The organism is Streptomyces sp. 184 (genome assembly GCF_045781775.1).
GTDB lineage: Bacteria > Actinomycetota > Actinomycetes > Streptomycetales > Streptomycetaceae > Streptomyces.
Genome location: NZ_CP123230.1, coordinates 7419219 through 7440018 on the forward strand (window position 1 = coordinate 7419219; position 20800 = coordinate 7440018).

At 72.2% G+C, this 20800-nt stretch carries 19 protein-coding genes; 7 read left to right on the forward strand and 12 right to left on the reverse strand.

Annotated features, from left to right (window positions below; all coding sequences use genetic code 11):
* Positions 1-88: 88 nt before the first annotated feature.
* Entirely contained in the window at positions 89-679 is a 591-nt protein-coding gene (locus tag QBL21_RS31525; protein ID WP_407565628.1) for a Uma2 family endonuclease, read from the forward strand.
* On the opposite strand, the gene QBL21_RS31530 is transcribed toward QBL21_RS31525, so the two are convergent.
* Together QBL21_RS31530 and QBL21_RS31535 are read right to left on the reverse strand one after the other, a co-directional pair.
* Positions 663-1313 (reverse strand): hypothetical protein, encoded by a 651-nt coding sequence (locus tag QBL21_RS31530; protein ID WP_407565629.1) that lies wholly within the window; start codon positions 1311-1313, stop codon positions 663-665. The genes QBL21_RS31525 and QBL21_RS31530 overlap by 17 nt on opposite strands.
* Positions 1314-1411: 98 nt before the next feature.
* Complete coding sequence (locus QBL21_RS31535) at positions 1412-2059, reverse strand: TetR/AcrR family transcriptional regulator (protein ID WP_407565630.1); 648 nt, start codon at positions 2057-2059, stop codon at positions 1412-1414.
* A 96-nt stretch (positions 2060-2155) separates the two neighbouring features.
* Between QBL21_RS31535 and QBL21_RS31540 the strand changes: the two genes are divergently transcribed.
* Entirely contained in the window at positions 2156-2800 is a 645-nt protein-coding gene (locus QBL21_RS31540; RefSeq protein ID WP_407565631.1) for an FMN-dependent NADH-azoreductase, read from the forward strand.
* Between the two features lie 192 nt (positions 2801-2992).
* Complete coding sequence (locus QBL21_RS31545) at positions 2993-4081, forward strand: amidohydrolase family protein (protein ID WP_407565632.1); 1089 nt, start codon at positions 2993-2995, stop codon at positions 4079-4081.
* Between the two features lie 103 nt (positions 4082-4184).
* Here the strand turns inward: QBL21_RS31545 and QBL21_RS31550 are convergent, their stop codons facing one another.
* Positions 4185-4679: a hypothetical protein gene (locus tag QBL21_RS31550; protein ID WP_407565633.1), complete on the reverse strand. Its 495-nt coding sequence runs from the start codon at positions 4677-4679 to the stop codon at positions 4185-4187.
* Between the two features lie 88 nt (positions 4680-4767).
* On the reverse strand, positions 4768-5781 hold the full coding sequence (locus QBL21_RS31555; RefSeq protein WP_407565634.1) for a hypothetical protein: 1014 nt from the start codon (positions 5779-5781) through the stop codon (positions 4768-4770).
* A 496-nt stretch (positions 5782-6277) separates the two neighbouring features.
* On the opposite strand from QBL21_RS31555, the gene QBL21_RS31560 reads away from it, so the two are divergent.
* Positions 6278-7009, forward strand: coding sequence for an alpha/beta hydrolase (locus tag QBL21_RS31560; protein WP_407566633.1), 732 nt, complete (start codon positions 6278-6280; stop codon positions 7007-7009).
* 2988 nt (positions 7010-9997) lie between these two features.
* On the opposite strand, the gene QBL21_RS31565 is transcribed toward QBL21_RS31560, so the two are convergent.
* Positions 9998-10201 (reverse strand): hypothetical protein, encoded by a 204-nt coding sequence (locus QBL21_RS31565; RefSeq protein WP_407565635.1) that lies wholly within the window; start codon positions 10199-10201, stop codon positions 9998-10000.
* A gap of 93 nt (positions 10202-10294) precedes the next feature.
* Complete coding sequence (locus QBL21_RS31570) at positions 10295-10792, reverse strand: ATP-binding protein (RefSeq protein ID WP_407565636.1); 498 nt, start codon at positions 10790-10792, stop codon at positions 10295-10297.
* Between the two features lie 153 nt (positions 10793-10945).
* Between QBL21_RS31570 and QBL21_RS31575 the strand changes: the two genes are divergently transcribed.
* Positions 10946-11791, forward strand: a complete 846-nt coding sequence (locus QBL21_RS31575) for a Scr1 family TA system antitoxin-like transcriptional regulator (RefSeq protein ID WP_407565637.1) — start codon at positions 10946-10948, stop codon at positions 11789-11791.
* Positions 11775-12023 (forward strand): DUF397 domain-containing protein, encoded by a 249-nt coding sequence (locus QBL21_RS31580; protein WP_407565638.1) that lies wholly within the window; start codon positions 11775-11777, stop codon positions 12021-12023. Before QBL21_RS31575 ends, QBL21_RS31580 begins: the two co-directional genes overlap by 17 nt.
* 134 nt (positions 12024-12157) lie before the next feature.
* Here QBL21_RS31580 and QBL21_RS31585 read toward each other — a convergent pair whose 3' ends face one another.
* Positions 12158-12529, reverse strand: coding sequence for a hypothetical protein (locus QBL21_RS31585; protein WP_407565639.1), 372 nt, complete (start codon positions 12527-12529; stop codon positions 12158-12160).
* Between the two features lie 292 nt (positions 12530-12821).
* Here QBL21_RS31585 and QBL21_RS31590 point away from each other — a divergent pair, with 292 nt between their 5' ends.
* Positions 12822-14876 carry a HelD family protein gene (locus tag QBL21_RS31590; RefSeq protein ID WP_407565640.1) on the forward strand — a complete coding sequence of 685 codons (2055 nt, stop codon included), beginning with the start codon at positions 12822-12824 and terminating at the stop codon, positions 14874-14876.
* A gap of 920 nt (positions 14877-15796) precedes the next feature.
* On the opposite strand, the gene QBL21_RS31595 is transcribed toward QBL21_RS31590, so the two are convergent.
* From QBL21_RS31595 to QBL21_RS31615, 5 genes are all read right to left on the reverse strand, one after another.
* Positions 15797-16687 carry a hypothetical protein gene (locus QBL21_RS31595; RefSeq protein ID WP_407565641.1) on the reverse strand — a complete coding sequence of 297 codons (891 nt, stop codon included), beginning with the start codon at positions 16685-16687 and terminating at the stop codon, positions 15797-15799.
* Positions 16688-16835: 148 nt separating this feature from the next.
* A complete protein-coding gene (locus QBL21_RS31600) occupies positions 16836-17423 on the reverse strand; it encodes a dihydrofolate reductase family protein (protein WP_407566634.1) in 588 nt (195 codons plus the stop codon).
* Positions 17424-17506: 83 nt separating this feature from the next.
* Positions 17507-18514: a hypothetical protein gene (locus tag QBL21_RS31605; protein ID WP_407565642.1), complete on the reverse strand. Its 1008-nt coding sequence runs from the start codon at positions 18512-18514 to the stop codon at positions 17507-17509.
* On the reverse strand, positions 18496-19152 hold the full coding sequence (locus tag QBL21_RS31610; protein ID WP_407565643.1) for a hypothetical protein: 657 nt from the start codon (positions 19150-19152) through the stop codon (positions 18496-18498). The genes QBL21_RS31605 and QBL21_RS31610 overlap by 19 nt, the downstream gene beginning before the upstream one ends.
* Positions 19153-19303: 151 nt before the next feature.
* Complete coding sequence (locus QBL21_RS31615) at positions 19304-20797, reverse strand: FGGY-family carbohydrate kinase (protein WP_407565644.1); 1494 nt, start codon at positions 20795-20797, stop codon at positions 19304-19306.
* Positions 20798-20800 lie beyond the last annotated feature (3 nt).

Below are 20800 nucleotides of genomic sequence, written 5' to 3' on the forward strand. Positions count from 1 at the left end.
TCGGTCACTCGTGCGAGGGGCAAGATCGGCGTTCCCGGTGGGTACGCTGGTCGTACCGGCGAGGATCCGTCGTATGGGAGCACCTGCTATGAGCGTGGCACCGAAGAAGCCGGAGCACACGGCCCCGGCATGGCCGGTGCCGCCATCCGGCGGCTATACGGCCGACGACCTGGACACGCTCCCCGACCTGCCTCCGCACACGGAGCTGATCGACGGGAGCCTTGTTTTCACGACGCCGCAGAGCATTTTCCACATGGTGACCATCCGCATGCTGGAAAACGGTCTTCTCCGCACGGTCCCCGGTGATCTTGCGGTGTTGCGCGAGATGACGGTCGTGATCGGGGAGCACCAGCGGCCCGAGCCCGACCTCATCGCGGTCCGCAGGGACGCGGCGACCAAACTTGCGCAGACCAGTTGCCAGGCGGAAGACGTGCTGCTCGCCGTCGAGGTCGTCTCGCCGGAATCCGTGGACCGCGACCGTGAGACCAAGCCGCTGAAGTACGCGAAGGCGGGGATCCAGCACTTCTGGCGGGTCGAGAACAAGCGCGAGCAGGCGGTCGTGCACGTTTACCAGTTGGACGACGCCACCCGGAACTACATGCTCACGGGGATTCACACCGACCGGCTGAAGCTCTCCCTCCCGTACGAGATCGACATCGACCTCACGCTGGCCTACTGACCGCGTCCGCCGTGCCGTCGCGACGGCGCCCCCCGTGGGCGCCGACGCGGGCGCCCAGCGCGGTGAACCCCACCGCGCAGGCGGTGATGACCCAGTTCCGCTGCTCGTCCGTCACCTGCACCTCCAGCTTCGCGGGCACCCGGCCCTGCGGGTCCCGGTAGACGGGCAGCCGGTCGCCGGCGCGGGTGTTCCCGTCGCAGCCGGGGCCGGTGAGCTTCGGCTCGGTTCCGTCCGGGAGGCGGACCCGGCAGTGGTGGCCGGTGTGGCCCGTGTTCATCCCTTCGGAGGTGCTGACGTCCGTCACCACGGCCGTCACCCGCTCCCCGCGCCGGTCGAGTACGGCGTCGCCGTGGAAGGCGAGGGGCATGACCATCAGGGCGTGCAGCAGCCCCGTCGCCACCACGTAGGGCCACGGCAGGTCCCGGGCCCCTACGGCGATCATGCACACGAGGCCCGTCATGAAGATCACGACGGCGAGGACCGCCGGGCCCTCCATGCCGGACGAGCGGTCGGTGACCCAGGTGCCGGCGCGGGTCCACAGCGCGGCCAGCGCCAGGCCGCCGGCGGCTCCCAGCACGGCCTGAACGGCCGTCCACCAGATCGGCATGGGCCGGGAGTTCGGTAACTCCGCCACGGGACCTCCCCACGAACCGGCTCCTGACCGGAAACGTACCCGCGCGGGCCCGGGAGGGGTCCGCGGCGCGGCCCGCGATCCGGTCCGCGTCACCGCCGTCAGGTGCGGCAGACCCTGGTGACCAGGGTCTGCCAGCCCTCCGCCAGCGACCGCAGAACGCGGGTGCTCTCGTGCTCCCGCGCCCCGTCCGCCGCCGGTCCCTCGGGTTCGGGAGTCGCGAGGTAGAGCAGGACCGGCCCCTCCAGGGCGGCGGCGAGTTGGAGGGTGAGGGCGTCGAGGTGGTCGCCGCCCACGCCGGCCTGGTCCAGGAGCAGGCGGATGTGCATGCGGGTGAGGCCGGGGCCGCCGACCGGTACGGGCTGGTTGCGGTCCAGTGCCGCGCGGGCGACGGCGTGGTGCTCCAGCAGGAAGGTGATACGGCCCTGGCCGTAGGCGATCAGCCGGTCCACCGGGTCGCCCCCCGGGCCCAGCGGCGGCGGGCCGGACAGCACGCGCTGCTGGAAGCCGCGCTCCTCCTCGTCCAGGAGCGCGGTGAAGATCCCCGCGCGGGTGCGGAAGCGGCGGTAGACCGTGCCCTTGCCCACCCCGGCCTGCTCCGCGAGGCCGTCCATGGTGACGTTCCCTGCGCCCGTCTCGGCGATCATCCGGCGGGCCGTGTCCAGCAGCAGCCTGCGGTTTCGCGCCGCGTCGGCCCGTTCGGCGCGGGGTCGTTCGAGGGGGATCGGGTCGCTTTCCACGGGCGCCACCGTACCGTCAGGAATATAAGCGGGGTGAAGTCCGCTTATGCTGGACCGAGAGCCGTCGCAAGACGCGCAAGCCCCTGCATACGGAGACGAACCCCTATGAACCTCTTCCGCATCGACGCCAGCATCCTCCCCGGCGCCTCCGCCTCCGCCGAGATCGCCGACGCCGTCCAGGCGGAGTGGGCCCTGGCCCACCCCGCCGCGCCGGTCGAGCGCCGCCACCTCGGCACCGCACCCCTCCCCGCCGACGCCTGGGCGCTGGCCACCACCGCCGCCTTCACCCCCGCCCCCGAACACACCCCCGCGCAGCGCGAGGCCGGGGCGCTGGCCACCGAACTAGCCGCGGAACTCGACCGCGCCGACGCCGTGCTGCTGGCCGTGCCGCTCTACAACTACGGCGTCTCCCAGCACTTCAAGACCTGGGCGGACCTCGTCATCCACGGCGCCGGCGCCGCCACGCCCGTACTGAAGGACAAGCCCACCGTCCTGGTCGCCACCAAGGGCGGCGGCTACCGGCCCGGCGAACCGCGCGAGGGGTGGGACCACTCGACCCCGTACCTGCGCCGGGTCCTGGTCGACATCTGGCAGGCGGACCTCACGGTGATCGAGCGCGAACTGACCCTGGCCGCCACCACCCCCGGCATGGAGGAACTGCGCGACGAGGCCGCGCGGCGGCACGACGAGGCCCTCCGGGCGGCGCGGGACGCGGGGCGCGTCCTGGCGGACGCGGTGGCCCGGGTGTGAGGTCGCGGAGGGCCGTGCGTACGTACGCCACAGCCCCGTACGTACGGCCCATCCGCACCCTGGGCACCGGGCCCGTAGCCCGTTTCGGTCATCTGTAGATCCGCGCGGCGGTGCGGCCTCCCGCCCGCCTCCTCTTGATCACACAATCCCTTCGTCTTCACTTCGATCGCTCCACCGCCGAAGGGATTCCGCGTGCCGTACGTGAGTCGCAGGGCCGCCGTGACCGCCACGACCTGGCTCGCCGCCGCCGTCGTCCTCGGGCCCGCCGCCGGGACGGCGGCGTCCGCGACCGAGCAGGACTGCTTCGACCGCCGCACCGAGCCGTACACCTCGGCCGTCGACGGGCACCTGCACTTCCGGCCCTTCGGGGGCGAGGCCATCCCGTTCCGCGAGCTGGTCGACTACCTCAAGCGCACCGGCGTACGGCACGCCGGTGTCTTCGGCATCGGACAGAAGCTCCCCGTCGACTCCTCCTGCACGTACTACCTCGACTGCCCCGGCACCCCCGTACTCCCCAGCCTGAAGAACGACTTCGTCAACGCCGAGAACGTCGTGGAGCACAAGCAGGAGGACGTGGACCTGGCCCTGTCCATGACGTACCCCGACCTCGCCCACCCCGAGACCGTGATGGGCGGGATGCAGCGGCTCGACCAGGAGTTCCCGGGGATGTTCCAGTGGATGGGCGAGGTCAACCTGATCAAGCAGGCCCTCCTGCCCAACAAGCACGAGCCCGCGGACGAGGCGGACATCGAGGAGTGGGCGCCGTTCATGGACGAGCTGCGCCGGCGCGGCATGCCCATCACCATCCACTCCGACCTCGGCAACGACCAGGAGCCGACGCGCTATCTGCACCTGATGGAGCGCGTGCTGGAGCTGTATCCGCACAACAAGATCGTCTGGGCGCACATGGGGCTCTCCAAGGAGCTGTCGACCATGGACCCCGACGAGCACATCGGCATCATGCAGCGGCTCCTGGAGCGCTACCCGAACCTCACGCTCGACCTGAGCTGGCGGGTGCTGGAGGACAGGTACTTCGGCAAGCCGGGGGTGCGGGAGAAGTACGCGGCGCTGTTCGACGCGTACCCGGAGCAGGCGATCCCGGGGACGGACTTCGTCGCGTCGCGGGACAAGGACTTCGGCGTCTACAAGGAGGAGCTGGAGGTGACCAGCCGCATCAACAAGGCGCTGGGGGACACGGCGTTCCGGCGGATCGCGCTCGGGCAGAACTACTTCGACCTGCTGGGGATCAAGAAGCGCGCGCCGGAGATCTGCGAGGCGTAGGGGTACGGGGGCACTGAGGCAGACCGCCCGCGTTCGGCCGTAGTACTCCGGCCGAACGCGGGCGGTGTCTGGGGGGCCTGCGGGGCCTGCCGGGTGGGTCCGGTCAGGGGCAGTTGGACCAGCGATGGGAGGACACGGAGTTGTTGGCCGCGCCCCAGTCCAGGTCGGTCCAGTAGTCGCCGCGCCTGAGGCAGCCGATGCGCGTGCTCTCGCCGCTGTTCGCGTACGAGCCCTTGTAGAAGATCACGTCGTCGATACGGCCGCTCCAGCCCAGGTTCGCGGCGGAGCTGGTGTCGTTGTTGTCGCCGCCCTTGCAGGCGCCGCCGCTGCCGTAGTTGCTGTCGTTGTCGTAGTCCTTGCACATCGCCGAGCCGGCGCAGTTGCGGCGGTCGTAGACGTTGATCGTGCCGGTGTTCCCGTACCGGTCGACGGTGGCCGCACACTTCAGGTCCCGGGCCGACACGTCGCGCACCTCGGTGCCGGCGGTCGCCCGGGGCGCGGTGTCCGCGGAGTCCGCGGCGGCGGTGGTGGCCGGGACCAGGGCCCCGGCGGCGGCGACGGCCGCCGCGGCGGCCAGAACCAGCTTGTACTTGCGCATGGGTGATCTCACTCTCCTCGGTTGGTTGTGGCGGTGGTGCGTGGATGTGTGGGTGCGTGGGCTTGTGGATGTACGGGTGCGGGGCGGGTCAGCGGGGCAGCAGTTCGCGGGCCCGGGCCTGTTCCAGCGCCACCAGGCGCATCCGGTCGCGGCCCTCGATCTCCGCGGCGTACCGCTCCCGGTCGGGCCGCGCCAGCTCGCGCGCCAGGCGGTCGACCGTCGCCGCGAGCGGCGTACGGCGCGCGCACTCCGCCTCCGCCGTCGCCAGCCGCACCTCGACGGCGTGCGCCTCGTCCGGGCTCGCGCCCTTCGTGAGCGCGGGCAGCTTGCGCCGGACGTCGTCAGGGCTGTCGTACGGGTGGCCGCGGTCGGTCATGCACGCGGACCACTTGCCGGCGGCGGCGCGGTAGTCCGGCGCGCGGCGCAGTTCGGCGCCGTGGTCGGGGAGGTTGGAGGCGACGTTGTCGACGCGGAACCACTCGCGCAGGTCGCCGTAGAGCGTGCCCTGCGCCTCGGAGAGGCAGCCGGTGCGGGACCTGCGGACGTCCAGTCCGGTCGGGACGGTGACCTCGATGGCCTTGCCGCCGTCGCCGTAGAGGGTGGTGCCGTAGGCGCGTCGGCGGTCGGGGGGCAGGGTGCGTACGTACGCGGCGTTGGGGTTGTCCTTCCGCTCGCGCACGGCCGCGCGGTCGAGCGCGCCGCCGTAGCCGTGCTCGCGGGCCCACGCGGGGTCGTCCACGACGTAGGGGAAGACGCGCAGCTCGTCCGCGGTGGCCTGGGGCGCGGGGTGGTACTCGAAGCCGTTGCGGTCCATGCAGCGGTCGACGAGGGTCTCCTCGGCCCGGTCGAGGAGGGCGCGTTCGCGGAGGGTGGCGGAGCGCGGGGTGGTGCCGCGGTCGCCGCCCTCGGTGCCGTCGGCGACGCCGCAGGCGGTGGCGGTGGCGAGGAGGAGGGCGCAGAGGGCGGTGGTCCCGTACGCCTTGGTGCTCTTTGCCCCGTGCGCCTTTGTTCCGTAGGCCGTTGTTCTGTACGCCCTTGTTCTGTACGCCCTTCCGTTCGCGGTCGTTGTTCGGTCCGTGCCGGCCGTTTCGTACGTACGCATGCGCACGCCTGTCCCCCGATCCCCCGTGGTGCCCGGTTGCCCGGTCCTGCTGGGCCCGGCGCCGCCTCGTGGTCCGAACAAGCGGCGCCGGGCTATGGGAGGGAGTGTGCGGCGGGGGCTGCGGGCGGCGGGAGATGTTTCGGAGGACACCGAAAGTGAGGACCCACGTGCCGCTTGCGGCCGGTACCCCTCCCCGGTCCGCGTCAATACCCTGCCGCGCGTGGACCGTCCGGGGCCGGACGCGGAAGGAGGAGGGGAGGTGGACGGCTATCGTCCGCGCGGAGAGGGCGGGGCGGCTGAGGAGGCGGGGGAAAAACCGTTTGTCGGGGCGGGTGGCCGCTGCTACGTTTCCGGAGGCCGTGCGAGAGACGAGGAGGTGGTACCCGTGAACGTATCGACATGGGTGCTCCCCTCCGGGGTCACGGTCGGGCGATAGGTCGTCCGGGAGTGCCGTTCAGCAGCACTCCCGAAAGGCACGACCATGCAACTCACATCCCTGCACTTCACTTCCGAACTGCGCCTGGACGACGGCACCCTTGAGCGCGAGTTCTCCCTCGGCGAGATTCCGGGCACCCTGTGGACCCCTGAGTCCGAGGCGCCGTCTCCGCTGATCCTGATGGCCCACAACAACGGCCTGCCCAAGGCGGCATCGCGCCTGGTGGCGCGGGCCCGGCACACCGCGGCGTACGGGTACGCGGTGGCCACCATCGACGCCGCCGGGTGCGGCGACCGGCCCCGTACCGCCGCCGACGAGGAGGCACGCGCCGGCCTCCGCCGGGCGATGCAGGCGGGCGCGCCGGCCGACGAGGTCACCGAGATCTTCGAGTCGTTCATCGGCCCGATGGTCGAAAAGGCGGCCCCGGACTGGCAGACCACCCTGGACGCGCTGCTTGAGCTGCCGGAAGTCGGGGGCCCGGTGGGGTACTCGGGGTGGATGGCGCTGGGCATCCGGCTGGCGGTGGTAGAGCCGCGGATCGCAGCGGCGGGCTTCTTCGCGGGGGGTTTCGTGCCGCGCACGCAGCGCGATGAGGCGGGGCGGGTCGGTGTTCCCCTGCTGGTGCTGTTGCAGTGGGACGACGAGGGGAATCCGCGGCAGCGGGTGCTGGACCTGTTCGATGCGTTCGGGACGGAGGAGAAGACGCTGCACGCGAACACGGGCGGACACCTGGGGACGCCGTGGTTCGAGGTGGAGGACGGGAACCGGTTCTTCGGCAGGCACTTGAAGTAGGACCCGAGGGCTGAGGGGGAGCCGGGCCGGCGGCGGGGGTTGGGCTGGCCGCCGGGGGGCCGGTGCGGAGGGGGGTGTCGGTACGGCCGGCGGCCTGCCGGTACGGACGGGGACCTGACGGTACGGACGGCGGGTCACCGGTACCGGGCAGGCGGCCCGCCGGTACGGACAGCCGGTAACCGGTACGGCCGGCGGGTCGCCGGTGCGTACAGGTGGCCCGCCGGTACGACTGGCAGGTCACTGGTGCGTACAAGGGTTACCGGTGCGGCCGGTGGGTCATCGTCACGTCCGGCGGGTCACCGTTACGGAGCCGGACTGCCGTACGACCGGAGGCCCGTACGGCGGAGGCCCGGTACCGCCGGGGTCGCCGGTACCGCCGGAGGCCCGGTACCGCCGGGGTCGCCGGTACCGCCGGAAGCCCGGTACCGCCGAAGGCCCGTACCGGACGAAGGCCCGGCACCTCCGGGTCCCAGTACCGCCGGGGGCTGCCGCAACCGGGGGCGCCCCGGAAGGCGGCACCGGGGATACGGCGCCGGAGGGCAGCACCGGAGGGCGGCGACACCGGGGGCACGGCACCGGGGGTCCCGTAGTCCACCACCCCCCACGTCCCCTCACGCCCGCCCAAGGGTATGCGCCTGCTCTGACAGTGCTGGTTCTACGGGGCGGGCGGTGGCCCCGCCCGGTTCGGTGGGGCGGGGCCGGGGGATCGGTGCCGGGGTGGGCGGTGGTTCGCCGGGTGGGCCGGATACGGCACGGACCCGCATCGGGGTGGGGCCGTGTCGTTGTGGCTCCCCCCGGGCCACCCCACTCCTTGAGTGTGCGGGCCTCCGCCCGCCGTCAAGGGCGTCCCCTCCGCTTCGCTGCGGGGACGTCGCTTCGCGATGGGGCTTCGCCCCACCCTTGACGGCGGACTCCGGCCCGAAAAACTTGGCGGCTATGGGTGGCCCGGAGGGAGCGGGCACCCTCGACCAGCACTACGGATGCAGACCCCGGACGACGGGGGGCCGAGCGCCGGGAGCGGGAAGGCCGGATCGCGGATGCCAGCGGCGGACGGAGAGCCGGACCACCGGAGGCAGGGCCGCCCCGAGTGGATGGCCCCGGGCGGACGGGGGCACGGAGCACCGGAGACGGGCCTGCCCCGATCGCGGATGCGGCGGACGGACGGAGGGCCGGGCCGCCCGGAGGCGGATCCCTCCCGATCCCGAAGGCCCTGGACGGGCGGGGGGCCTGGCCGCCGGAGACGGGATCGCGGATGCCCCCGGACGGGCGGGGCCCGGCCGCCGGAGACGGTCCGCCCCGATCGCGGAGCGCCCCGGACGACGGAGACCGGGCCGCCGGAGAGGGGCCCGTCCCGATCGCGGACACCCCGGGCGGACGGGGGTCGGACCGCCGGAGTCGGGGCCGCCCCGATGGTGGATGGCCCCGGGCGGACGAGGACCGGGCCGCCGGAGTCGGGCCCGCTCCGATCGCGGAGTGTCCTGGAGGACAGGGGCCGCGCCGCCGGCGTGGTGCCCGTCCCGATCGCGGACGCCCTGGGCGACGGGGCTCGGTACACCGGAGACGGGTCCGCCCCGATCGCGGACAAGCTCCGCGCCCGACAGGGCGGGGCCGGGCGACACCGATCGCTGATGCTCCCGGCGGACGGCGGACTGGAGGCCGGAGGCCGGGGATCCGACCGGGCTTGTCCGATTCGCGGACGGGGACGGGCGGCGGGGGCGGCGGCTCCGCGCGCCACGCCTCCGGTGCGGAGGAATTGGGTCGTAACTCGCGGTAACACTCCCCGATTGGGCCCGATTCGGGCTTCCGGGGCCGACTTTCGCGCATCCAGACGCACGGACCGCCCCAGCCCTCGCCGGCCGCCGCCCAAGCGGCCCGGAATGAGCGCTACCGGCGCGAAGTCCCGGTAACCAGCCCGCCAAACCGGCCCAAATCCCCCTCGGGGGCCGAGTTTCGCTACGCGACACGCACGGACCCACCCGCAAGGCGGCGCTCTGGACCCCAAGGCGACCCGAGTGCACGCCGCCGAGACAAACTCGCGGTAACCCACCCCCGAAAGTATCCCAAAACGCCCAGGCGGACCGACTTTCGCCCACCCACACGCACCCGGCCGGTGCCCCGGCCCGGTACCGCCTCCCGCGGGGCCCGAGCGGAGAAATTGGGTCGTAACTCGCGGTAACACCCGTCAATCCGAACCGATTCGGGACCCAGGGGCCGGCTCTTTCCCCTCCGTACGCACCCACCCGGCCCTCGGCGCCTCGCGACACCCACCCGACGACGCACCAGCACCCCGAAACCCGCCCCCCGACACCGCGCTACGCCCGGAGACCGAGCCGCGCCAAGCAGGGCTGCCGCCCCCGCAGTCCGGAGCCCGCCCGCGATTGGGGCAGACCCACCTCCAGCGGTCCGGCCCCCGCCATCCGGAACACCCCGCGACCGGACCCGACCCGTCTCCGGTAATCCGACCCCCGTCCGCCCGGGATGTCCGCGATCGGGACGGCCCATCTCCGGTGAACCGGCCCCCGTCCATCCGGCTGCATCCGCGATCGGGGCAGGCCCGCCTCCGGCGCTCCGGCCCCCCGTCGGCCGGGGTCTGCATCCGTAGGCCCGCGTTAGGGTGCCCGCTCCCTCCGGGCCACCCATAGCCGCCGGTCTTTTCGGGCCGGAGTCCGCCGTCAAGGGTGGGGCGAAGCCCCATCGCGAAGCGACGTCCCCGCAGCGAAGCGGAGGGGACGCCCTTGACGGCGGACGCAGGCCCGCACACTCAAGGAGTGGGGTGGCCCGGGGGGAGCCCACACGTCACGGCTACTCCCCTCGCAGGCCCTCCGGCCACCGGCCCACCCCACGTTCCGCCGTTCTCTGACCCGGCGGTGGCCTCAGCGCCGCTTCCGGGAGCCAGGAGCGGAACCGGGCGTACGCGGCCGGGGGTCAAGGCCGACGCAGATCGCCTGCCGTAGAAGGTGCGGAACGTTCGCCGAGCGACCGACCCCGTCAGCCGTCCGCGTACTCCCCCAGGACGACCACCGAGACCACCGCACCACCGAAGGCGGTGATCGCCCGCCACGCGGTGTGGAGGCGGTGTCGCGTCGCACGCGCGGCCACCTTCGCGATGCGCGGGCTGTCGGGGTGCGGGGCTTCGGCGGCCCGCCGGGTGTCTGCTGCCCCGCGCGGCGGGGCGATGGAAGCGCTGCTCATGCTTCCAGCCTGCCGGGATCCACCTGCGAAAACCTCGGCCCGCGGGCGGAACCGCACCGCCCCCGATCTACGACCCAAGAGCCAGCCGCACCCCTACGAAAGTCTCAGGGTTTCCCCGACTTCCCCGTCCCCCGCCCGCCCGGCCACCGGCCTCGGCTCCAGCGTCGCCCGTACGGTCTTGCCGGCGAACTCACGCGGGAACCACGACAGCTCCGCCCCCAGCCCGCGCGACAGGAACAACCCTCTCCCCCGCTCGTCCTCCGGCCCCGGAGGCGACGGATCCAGCACCCGCGGCGGCAACGTCGTCTGCGGGTCCGATACGTCGATCACCAGCGACCCGTCCTCCCGTACCGCCAGCCGCACCCACACCCGCCGGCCGACCCGCCGCCCGTACTGGATCGCGTTCGTCACCAACTCCGACACCACGACCGCCGCGTCCTGCGCATCCTGCGCGTCCCCACCCCACGCCCACAGCGCCAACTGCCGCCGCACGTGCACCCGCACCAGCGGCACGGACCGGTGCGCCATCACGTACCCCATCGACCACTCGCGCGCCATCCCCTCCGAACCGCATGCTCCATGCTCGGCCATCCACATCAACTCCAGAATTACAGTGACACTTTGGGATTTACGGCTGTATTGTCGTAGCGCTCGGTTACGCTGCGTGGTGAAAGGCTTTCGGAGCGGAGTGGCCGAGAGCAAGGCCCGGCACGTTACAGACGTGACCTGAACTGGGAGGCAGACATGACCCCACGGAACGCCACCCATCGCGCGACCGGCACGACGGCCGAGATGTTCGGTGACGTGCTGAAGTACCTGCGCGAGGCAGCAGGCATGACACAGGTGGAGCTGGCGAAGCTCATCCCTTGCGACCGGTCGTACGTCGCGAGGGTCGAGACGGGTACGAGCGTGCCGCCGGACACGTTCGCGGCGAAGTGCGACGAAGTGCTGGGCGGTAACGGACTGTTAGCGCGACTCTGGCTGAAGGTCGACTGGTACCCGGATGTCGAGCATCCCAACTGGTTCGAACGACGAGCGCAGATGGAATCAGACTGTGTGTCCCTACGCGAGTACCAGGAAGGGGTCGTACCCGGCCTGCTTCAGAGCGAGCAGTACGCGCGCACCTTGTTCGCTCGCGTCATCCACGACGAGGAGAAGGTCGAGGAGCGCGTACGAGCCAGGCTCAGCCGCCAGCAGAGGTTCCTCTCGACGGAAGGTCCGTTCTACGTCGTCGTCTTGGACGAGAGTTGCCTGCGCAACGTTGTCGGTGCACCGGAGGTCATGCGTGGGCAAGGCGAGCACCTTCTGAGCGTGGGGAAACGAAACAACATCCAGATCCAGGTCGCCCCGGCTGACCGGCCGGAACTCGTCCGCCCGCGCGGCTCCATGTCACTCATCACGCTGCCCGACGACCAAAAATGGGCGTACGCCGAGGCACTCGACCGAGGTCACTTCAGCGCGAATCCGACGGTCTACGAGTACCAACTCCGGACATATGATGTGCTCCGGGCGGATTCTCTGTCCGCCCGCGAATCCGCCACCCTTATTGGCGAGTTCATGGAGGGATACGGGCATGATCGTGTGGCGTAAGAGCAGCTACAGCCACGACAACGGTGGCAACTGCATCGAGGTGGCCGCCGACTGGCGCAAGAGCAGCCACAGCGACGCGAACGGCGGCAACTGCATCGAGGTGGCCACCACCCCCGCCGCCGTCCCCGTGCGCGACTCAAAGGACCCCGAAGGCCCCCGACTGGCCTTCACCCCCACCGCCTGGGACGCCTTCGTCGCCGCCGTCAAGCGCGAGGAGTTCCCCGCCGCCTGAACGCCGAGGCGGCCTGACCTGCCGGCCCTCTCGGAACGGTCGGCGATGGCCCCACAACGGCTGCGGCTGGCGCCCACCGAGCGGTCTCTCCTGCGGTAGGTCCCCGGAGAGGGCCCGGGGACCGACCACCGGCGTCAGCCGTCCGTCGTGGAGCAGATGCCCCCGGGCGACGGTGTGAGCCAGCGCAGGGAGTACGCGACCCGCGGTTCGAAGGTGCCGCCGGGAGCGACGCCGGTGTTGTACGTGCCCGTCAGGCAGTACCCGGTGCTCGTGCTGTTGACCACCGACACGATGCGCACGGGCGGGTCGAATTCGTGGCGGTTGCCCTCCGGGACGAGGGTGACGATGCCGAAGCCCTGCTCGACGCAGACGTACCCCTTGGCGCAGAAGGGCGCCGCGGTCGGGGGTTCCGGGGCGGCGGCGGTGGCGGTGGCCGTGGCCGTGGCGCCCAGGGCGGCGGTCAGGGTGAGGGCGGCCAGGGCGGCGGATAACCGGGTTCTTCGCATGGCGCGGGCTCCTTCGGGTTCGTAGAGTCGCGAACACTTGTCGGCGTACAGACAACTGCGCCATTACGCCCGGAGGCCAGCGCAGTACCGGCCATTCGACCCAGGCGAAGAAATTCGTTGGACCGGTCCGCACCCCGCGCGTATGCTCGCGCGTCTGCCCCCGCCTCACCGGCCGTTCTGGCGTGCCGGGAGTGCCGCCCGCCGGTCGGAAACCGGCGGCCTACGCCACGCCCGTGACCGTACCGCCGCGTACCGCCAGCCGCCGGAGGCTCGTACCACCATGTCCGCCCCCATGCCCGAATCCGCCACCCCCGCACCCCTCGTCCCCACCCCGCTCGTCCGCGAGCGCGCCCACCTCGCCGCCTCCCGTACCGCGCTGCGCGCCATGCGCGCCGACGCCGAGGCGCTGGACCTCACCGACGTGACCGCGAGCTGGGTCAGCGCCGAGGTGCTGCAATCCGAGATCGACCAGCGGATCAAGGCACTCGCCGACCTCGCCGACACCCCGCTCTTCTTCGGGCGCCTCGACTACGCGAAGGAAGGCGCACCCGGCGAGAACTTCTACATCGGGCGGCGGCACGTGCACGACGCCGACGGGGACCCGATGGTGATCGACTGGCGGGCGCCGGTGTCGCAGCCGTTCTACCGGGCGTCGAAGAAGGAGCCCATGGATGTGGTGCTGCGGCGGCGGTTCGGGTACGACCGCGGGGAGATCACGGCGTACGAGGACGAGCATCTGACCGACCCGGCCGAGGCGGCGAAGTCGAGCGCCCTGCTCCAGCGGGAGATCGAGCGGCCGCGCGTCGGGCCGATGCGGGACATCGTGGCGACGATCCAGCCGGAGCAGGACGCGATCGTACGGGCCGAGATCGGCGGCACCGTGTGCGTGCAGGGGGCGCCGGGGACGGGGAAGACGGCGGTGGGGCTGCACCGGGTCGCGTATCTGCTGTACACGCACCGGGAGCGGCTGGCGCGCACGGGAACGCTGGTGATCGGGCCGAACGACTCGTTCCTGCGCTACATCGAGCAGGTGCTTCCGACGCTGGGCGAGCTGGACGTCAAGCAGGCGACGGTGGCGGAGCTGGTCGCGCACGTGGAGGTGCGGGGGGCGGATCCGGCGCCGGTGGCGCGGCTCAAGGGCGACGCGCGGATGGCGGCGGTGCTGCGGCGGGCGGTGCGCGCCGGAGTGACGATGCCGACGGAGCCGGTCGTGGTGGTGCGCGGGTCGCGGCGGTGGCGGGTGCCCGCGTACGAGGTGGAGGAGCTGGTACGGGAACTGCTGGAGCGCGACATCCGGTACGGGGCGGCGCGGGAGGCGCTGCCTCAGCGGATCGCGCACGCGGTGCTCGTACGGATGGAGCGTGCGGGCGAGGCGCCGGACGACCGGGTGCAGGACGCGGTGGCGCGGAACGCGGCGGTCAAGGCGGTGGTGAAGACGGTGTGGCCGGCGGTGGATCCGGAGAAGCTCGTACTGCGGCTGCTGTCGGACGCCGACTTCCTCGCCGCGCAGGCGGACGGGATCCTCGACGAGGCGGAGCAGCGGTTGCTGCTGTGGGAGAAGGCGCCGCGGGGGGTGCGGTCGGCGCGGTGGTCGGCGGCGGACGCGGTGCTGATCGACGAGGCGCGGGACGTGGTGGAGCGGACGCCGTCGCTGGGGCACGTGGTGCTGGACGAGGCGCAGGACCTGTCGCCGATGCAGTACCGGGCGGTGGGGCGGCGCTGCTCGACGGGGTCGGCGACGGTGCTGGGGGACATCGCGCAGGGGACGACGCCGTGGGCGACGGAGAGCTGGGGCGTGGCGCTGGAGCACCTCGGGAAGCCGGGGGCGGTGGTGGAGGAGCTGACGCAGGGCTTCCGGGTGCCGCGCGAGGTGATCGCCTACGCGTCACGGCTGCTGCCGTCCATCGCGCCGGGGCTGGCGGAGGCGACGTCGATCAGGGAATCGGCGGGCGACCTGGCGGTACGGGCGGTACCGGGGGCAGCGCTCGACGGGGCGGTGGCGGAGGCGTGCGGGTCGGTGCTGCGAAACCGGGAGGGCTCGGTGGGGCTGATCGCGGCGGACGGCCGGGTGGCCGCGCTGGGGGCGGCTCTGGACGCGGCGGGGTTGTCGTTTCTGTCGCCGGGTGAGGAGACGACGGCGGAGGCACGGCTGACGCTGGTACCGGCGTCGCTGGCGAAGGGCCTGGAGTACGACTACGTGGTGCTGGACGACCCGGCGGCGATCGTCGCGGGCGAACCGGACGAACGAACAGGGCTCCGCCGGCTCTACGTCTGCCTCACCCGCGCAGTCTCAGGCCTCACCATCCTCCACGCCACCCCACTCCCCAGGGCGCTGGCCGCCGCCTGACGGCTCCGCAGCAGCCCGCTGGACGCCGAGGAGCACGACGCGATCACGACGCGCGCGGGGAGCCACAAGCGCACCCGGGCGCACATCGTCGAGGCGCTGCGGCAGGGCATCCCCCTGCGCGTCGGCATCGTCGAAGTCCTCCCCAGCCAGCGCGTGAACGAGGCCCGACGCGAACTCGAAGCGCTCGGCGTGACGAAGATCCGCACGGACCGGACGCGGCGCCTCGGCAGAGCTTCGCTGCCCGGGGTCGGCGCGGACGCCACACCGGCAACCTACGTGAGCAAGAGTGGGCCGTGGTCCTCGGCGGCGAGCCGTGGGCCGCGGCGCTGCGGCGGGTTCCCTTCCGGTCGGACGTGAGCGCGTGTGACCCTGACTGCAAGCCTGCTTCGGACGGCGGTGACTGTTCGCCTGCCGAGCAGGAAGCGTGCGACCCGAAGTACTGAAGCCAGGTTCGATGATGCGGAGGCAGCCGCATGCACCTTGCGGCAATCGCAGAGAGTCATTGGCTTGCACGGATTATCGCCGGGTATGCGCAGATCGGCACAAGTGACGGAAACGCAAGCAATGGCAGGAGAAAGCCGCAGGTCGCAAAGGGCGCTCCCCGCACATGCGGGGTTGGTCCCGCCGACGAGATGGCGGCGAAGTTCGGCAAGGGGCGCTCCCCGCACATGCGGGGTTGGTCCCCGGCGCCGCTCGGACAGCGTGCTGCCCTCCCAGCGCTCCCCGCACATGCGGGGTTGGTCCCCTGCCCCCGCCGAAGCGCGCCGCCCAGGCGCAGCGCTCCCCGCACATGCGGGGTTGGTCCGAACGTTCCGGCCCGGTAGAGCAGGACCTTGACGTGGTCCCCGCATACGCGGGGGTGGTCCCGTCAAGGACTTCGTCAACGGGCTGATTCCCGGTCGTTCCCCGCCCGTGCGGGGTTACTGGATCAGATCGGTGTGCGGGTGGTACGGGTGGTCCGGGCAGACGTAGAGCTGGAGGTGGTTGCCCCGGGAGACCGTGACGCCCGGCGGGTTCGCCGCCGCGGCGTTGCGGAGTGCGGCGAGTTCGCGGTCCTCGTACGGGACCCAGCCGTGGCTGGAAGCGTCCCATTCGTTCGAGGCGATGGTCACCAGCGGGCTCATCTCGGCGCCGCAGGCGATGCAGAAGCGGGCGACGGGGTCGGTGAGGCCCCACGAAGGCCAGCCGCCGACCTTCCAGCCTGGGGCGACGGACAGCTCGTTCCCGTAGAACTCCTGCGGGGCGATCTCATACGAACCGTCCACCTCCACCCCGGCCGACCGCCACGTGTTCCAGTCGGCGAGCTGCTGGTGCGTCTCCTTGTCCACCGCCAGCAGGTCGGGATACTCGGTGATCTCCTCCGGCGCGAGCACGCACGGCTTCGGTATGTAGGAGTCGTACTCGACCGCGTGCGGCTCGGGCGGTGCCGCGAGGACGTCGGTGACCTCTGCGGCGGAGCGCCAGACGAGCGCGGTCGGCGGCTTGTACTCCGGCGGGTGCTCGAACGTGCAGCACAACACCTGGAGCAGATCTGCCCGCCCGGGCGGTTGCAGCAGGGGTACGTCACGCACGTGCAACTGGAGCACGGGCACCATGGCGATCGGCCCGTCGACCCCCTCGTGCCACAGCTCGCAGTGCGGCCAGGGCTCCGCGGCGGGCCACAGCAGCGGGCCGCCGACCGAGCTGTCCTGCGGCGACGGGGATCCGGGGCGGGGGTGCAGCCGGATCGCCGCGCGGGCCAGCGGGGCCAGCCCGGGGAAGAGCACGGAGACGTCGGCCGGCCGCGGCGGGGTGGTACGGGTGTGGGCCATGGACTCGATCCTGCCAGCCACCTCTGACAACCGTCGGCGTGCCGGTCCACGAGCCACCGTTCGCGGGCCACCGCCCACGGACCACCGTTCGCGGGCCACGGGTCGCCGGCCGCGGGCCGCGTCACCGCCTCCCCGCTGCCCCGTCACCTCATCTGTCGTACGTCAGGAACACCGCCCCGCTCTCCGTCACCTCGTGTCCCGTCAGCCGCCACACCCGCGGGTCGAACGCCGCCTCGCGGCCGAAGAGCGGGATGCCCGCGCCCGTCGTCAGCGGGCCCAGCTTGATGATCAGCCGGTCGATCTCCCCGTACAGCGCGCCCGCCAGCGTGCCGCCGCCGATGAGCCAGATGTCCTTGCCCGCCTCGCTCTTCAGCTCCGCCACCCGCTTGACCGGGTCTCCCGCGACCACCTCGACCGCCTCGGCCGGGCTCTCCCCCAGGGTCGTGGAGAAGACCAGGTGGCGCAGGTGCGGGTACGCGTCGGGGACGCCGACCGCCAGCCCGATCTCGTACGACTTGCGACCCTCCAGCACCGTGTCGAAGTGCGTGCCCTCCGCCGTGACGCCCAGCGCCTCGCGGGCCATGACGGGCAGGGTCTCCGGGTAGTGCGCGACGAGGTACTGGACGTAGTCCGCGGGCAGCGGCCAGAAGCCGGCGGGGCCGGTGGGGTCGGCGCCGTCCGGGCCGGCGATGAAGCCGTCGACGGTGGCGGCGATGTAGTAGACGAGCTTGCGCAACGCGGTGTCCTTTGTTCGGCAGACGAGCGAGGCGCCCCCGGCCTCTCCGGCCAGGGGCGCCTCAACGAGCATAAAGAACGAGGTCAGCGGACGACCGTCTGGATCTCCTTGACCGTTACGTCCTGCTCGAACACCGACAGCCCGTTCGGCAGTTCCGGGTCGCCCTCCGGGGGCCCGTCGGGGTTGTCGGTGGCGTTCCAGGAGACCTCCCAGACGATCTCGGCCCGCAGCGGGTACGTGCCTTCGCCGGAGGACTTGCGGTACGTGATGTTGCAGCCCGCGTCGTCGCTGTTGACCTGGTAGCCGCCGTCGCCGCCCCCGGTGAGCCGGTACTCGCAGGCGTTCGGTTCGGCATACTCGGTGCCCGCCTCGATGCGCAGCGAGACCGGCTGGGCGACGGTGGTGGCGGCGATGTGGACGTTCGCCTCGGCGTTGTCGTAGTTGGCGGTGACCCACTCGCGCTGGAGGGCCTCGCTGAACTCGATCTTGGTCGGCAGGTTGACGACGTTGCGGTCGGGGTCCGGCTTGAGGTCGATGGGCGGCGCCGGGAGCTTCATGCGCTCGTAGGCGAAGCCGGCGAGAATCTCGGGGTCGACCGCGCCCTCGGGCGGGTCGGGGTCGCCCTCCTCCACCCAGACGATCCACTCGCCGAGGTTGCACTCGCGGGGCAGCAGGGCGGCGTCATCGGGCTTGCGCTCCCACCACATGCCCTCCTCGCCGCTCTTCCGCTTCTCCTCGGTCTCTTCCTTGCGGCGCTCCAGGACGTCGCCGCGGACGCCGGAGGTCGGGTCCTCGTGCAGTTCCTCGTTGTGCTTGTCGAGGCTGTCGTTGGTGTACGTCGGCGCGTACCAGCACGGCGGCGGCGACCAGTTCGCGTTCGAGCTCTGCATCGGCGTGCCGCCGCTGCCGGGGCTGCTGTACCTGAAGGAGAACCCGGCGCCGGGGCTGCTGCCGCCGGAGGGGTCGTAGGTGGTGCCCCCGCTGGGCCGGTCTGCCGACGCCTGTCCCGCGGTCGCCAGCGCCAGCCCGCAGGCCAGTGCGACGGTCGTGGCGACGCGCACGGATCGGGTGCTCAGGCCTTGTCGCGGCATTCCTCGCTCCCCCTTGTCGCGGTGTAGTCGACGACCTTCCAGCCGTCGGCGGTCTTCTCCATGGTCGAGCGGAGGTCGATGTACGACTTGAGCGTCGTCTCGGTCTTCTCGACCTTCCCGGTCTCCACGTCCTTCACGTACGCCTTGCTCTGGTCCTCGCAGGCGGCCACGACGGCCGTGGTCCCGTCGATCGAGACGACCTCGCGGAAGTAGAAGCGGTCGAGGCCGGTGATGGTGATGCCGTCCTTGCGGTACGTGCTGAAGTCGTTCGTCAGCTTGCCGGCGGCGACGTCGTCCCAGAACTTCGTGAAGTTCGGGGTCGCCTCGGTCGCGGCGTACGCCTCCTGCTGCGCCATCAGCGCGTAGCCGTGGTAACGCAGCACCTCGTCCTTCTTCTTGTCGCCCGTCTCGTCCTCGGCGATCTCGACCTCCACATCGTCCGGGAGGTCGAACTCCGGGGCGTCGGGGTCGTCGGCGGACGGCTCGGTGCTCGGGTCCTCGTTGCCCGACTGCGCGCCCTCGATCTTGTCGCCGGACGACGAACCCCCGTCGTCACCGCCGCAGCCGGCCAGCAGCAGCGCGGCCGCCATCGCCGCAGCCGCTGCCGCGGCCCCCGTGCGTGCCCTACGCGCGTTCATGGTGCGGTCTTTCCCTCCGTCGCATGTGGGAGGGGAGCCACCTGCCCCCGTTGTGCCCCGATGAGATTAGCGAAGCATGGTCGCGTCTTCGATGGCGGGAAGGCAACCATGCAGTCACAGACACGTGATAGAGATCTCCCCCGCCCCCCGGTCATGCGTCCGCGTGCTGGCGGGCGGCCAGTGCGTGGGCCACGTCCTTCGTCGCCGGATAGAGGTCCAGGTAGTGGGCGTAGAGCTGTTCGTAGACGCCGGCCGCGGCGGGGTTCGGGGTCACCGTCGACTCGACCGGGTTCCACGCCGAGATGTCCGGCGGGGCCGCCGTGCCGGCGCCGACGGCGGCAAGGAATGCGTCACCGTACGCGGCGCCGACGAGGTGGCGGGGGATCTGCTGCTCCCGGCCGGTGACGTCGGAGACGATCTGCGTCCACAGTTCGCGGGCGCCGCCGCCGACCGCGACGAGGCGGGCCGGGGCGCCGCCGGCCTCGGTCATCGCGGCGAGGTTGTGGCGGACGCCGTACGCGGTGGCCTCCAGGGCGGCGCGGTAGAGGTGGCCGCGGGTGTGGCGGAGGGTGAGGCCGTGGATGAGGCCGCGGGCGTCGGGGTCGAAGAGGGGGGTGCGTTCGCCCGCGAAGTACGGGAGCATCAGCAGCCCTTCGGCGCCCGGCGGGACGGCGGCGGCCTCGGCGACGAGGGTGGCGTAGTCGGAGCCGGTGAGGTCGCGCAGCCAGCCGGTGACGGCGCCGGAGGTGGCCATGCCTGCGGCGAGGCAGTACGTGCCGGCGAAGGCGCCCGCCGTGCCCCACAGCTTCGGGCTGGAGACCGGCTGTTCGACGACGTTCACCAGGAACATCGTCGTGCCGTACATCAGCATCAGGTCGCCGGCGCCGGTGGCGCCGACCGCCGTGGATTCCGCCCAGGCGTCGACCGTGCCGGCGACGACGGGGATCCCGGCGGGCAGGCCGGTGGCGGCAGCGGCGGCGGGGGTGACCTCGCCGACGACGTCGGCGGGCCAGACCAGTTCGGGCCACTCCAGGCCCGGCGCGATCTCCTCGCACCGCTCGGCGATCCAGCGCCGCTCGCGCAGGTCGTACAGCGGCGTGCACTGGCTCGCGGAGTGGTGGTCCAGGACGTACGCGCCGGTGAGCCGGTGGGCGAGCAGCGAACTGGCCATGTACCAGCGGCGGGTACGGGCGTAGACCTCCGGCTCGTGCCGCCGCAGCCATTCCAGCTTGGGGCCCACGGCCTGGCTGGTCAGCGGGGAGCCGCACCGGGCGATGACTGCTTGTCCGTCGGCACCGCCGTAGCGGGCGGTCTGCGCCTCGATCTCGGCGCCGGCGCGCGTGTCGACGCCGTAGAGGATCGCGGGGCGCAGCGGGGTGCCGGCTTCGTCCACGGGGAGGAGGCAGGGGCCGATGCCGCTGACGCCCACGGCGTCGATCCCTTCGGCGGCCGAGGCCGTCAGTTCCGCGGTCAGTGCGGTGAAGTCGGCCCACCACACCTCCTCGGCATCGTGCTCGACCCAGCCGGGCCGCGGGGTGGCGGTGGCGTGTTCGCGTACGGCCTGGGCGACGAGCGTGCCGTCGCCGCGGACGAGCACGCCCTTGGACGACGAGGTGCCGATGTCGATGCCGAGGAGGAGCCCCATGGT

What these genes read in the sequence shown, in the direction of transcription:
- QBL21_RS31610 (WP_407565643.1), bottom strand. Translation starts at nt 19,152, where the DNA reads ATGAACGCGCGTAGGGCACGCACGGGGGCCGCGGCAGCGGCTGCGGCG.
- QBL21_RS31580 (WP_407565638.1), top strand. Translation starts at nt 11,775, where the DNA reads ATGATCGTGTGGCGTAAGAGCAGCTACAGCCACGACAACGGTGGCAAC.
- QBL21_RS31565 (WP_407565635.1), bottom strand. Translation starts at nt 10,201, where the DNA reads ATGAGCAGCGCTTCCATCGCCCCGCCGCGCGGGGCAGCAGACACCCGG.
- QBL21_RS31525 (WP_407565628.1), top strand. Translation starts at nt 89, where the DNA reads ATGAGCGTGGCACCGAAGAAGCCGGAGCACACGGCCCCGGCATGGCCG.
- QBL21_RS31595 (WP_407565641.1), bottom strand. Translation starts at nt 16,687, where the DNA reads ATGGCCCACACCCGTACCACCCCGCCGCGGCCGGCCGACGTCTCCGTG.
- QBL21_RS31575 (WP_407565637.1), top strand. Translation starts at nt 10,946, where the DNA reads ATGACCCCACGGAACGCCACCCATCGCGCGACCGGCACGACGGCCGAG.
- QBL21_RS31585 (WP_407565639.1), bottom strand. Translation starts at nt 12,529, where the DNA reads ATGCGAAGAACCCGGTTATCCGCCGCCCTGGCCGCCCTCACCCTGACC.
- QBL21_RS31605 (WP_407565642.1), bottom strand. Translation starts at nt 18,514, where the DNA reads ATGCCGCGACAAGGCCTGAGCACCCGATCCGTGCGCGTCGCCACGACC.
- QBL21_RS31540 (WP_407565631.1), top strand. Translation starts at nt 2,156, where the DNA reads ATGAACCTCTTCCGCATCGACGCCAGCATCCTCCCCGGCGCCTCCGCC.
- QBL21_RS31555 (WP_407565634.1), bottom strand. Translation starts at nt 5,781, where the DNA reads ATGCGTACGTACGAAACGGCCGGCACGGACCGAACAACGACCGCGAAC.
- QBL21_RS31615 (WP_407565644.1), bottom strand. Translation starts at nt 20,797, where the DNA reads ATGGGGCTCCTCCTCGGCATCGACATCGGCACCTCGTCGTCCAAGGGC.
- QBL21_RS31590 (WP_407565640.1), top strand. Translation starts at nt 12,822, where the DNA reads ATGCCCGAATCCGCCACCCCCGCACCCCTCGTCCCCACCCCGCTCGTC.
- QBL21_RS31570 (WP_407565636.1), bottom strand. Translation starts at nt 10,792, where the DNA reads ATGGCCGAGCATGGAGCATGCGGTTCGGAGGGGATGGCGCGCGAGTGG.
- QBL21_RS31550 (WP_407565633.1), bottom strand. Translation starts at nt 4,679, where the DNA reads ATGCGCAAGTACAAGCTGGTTCTGGCCGCCGCGGCGGCCGTCGCCGCC.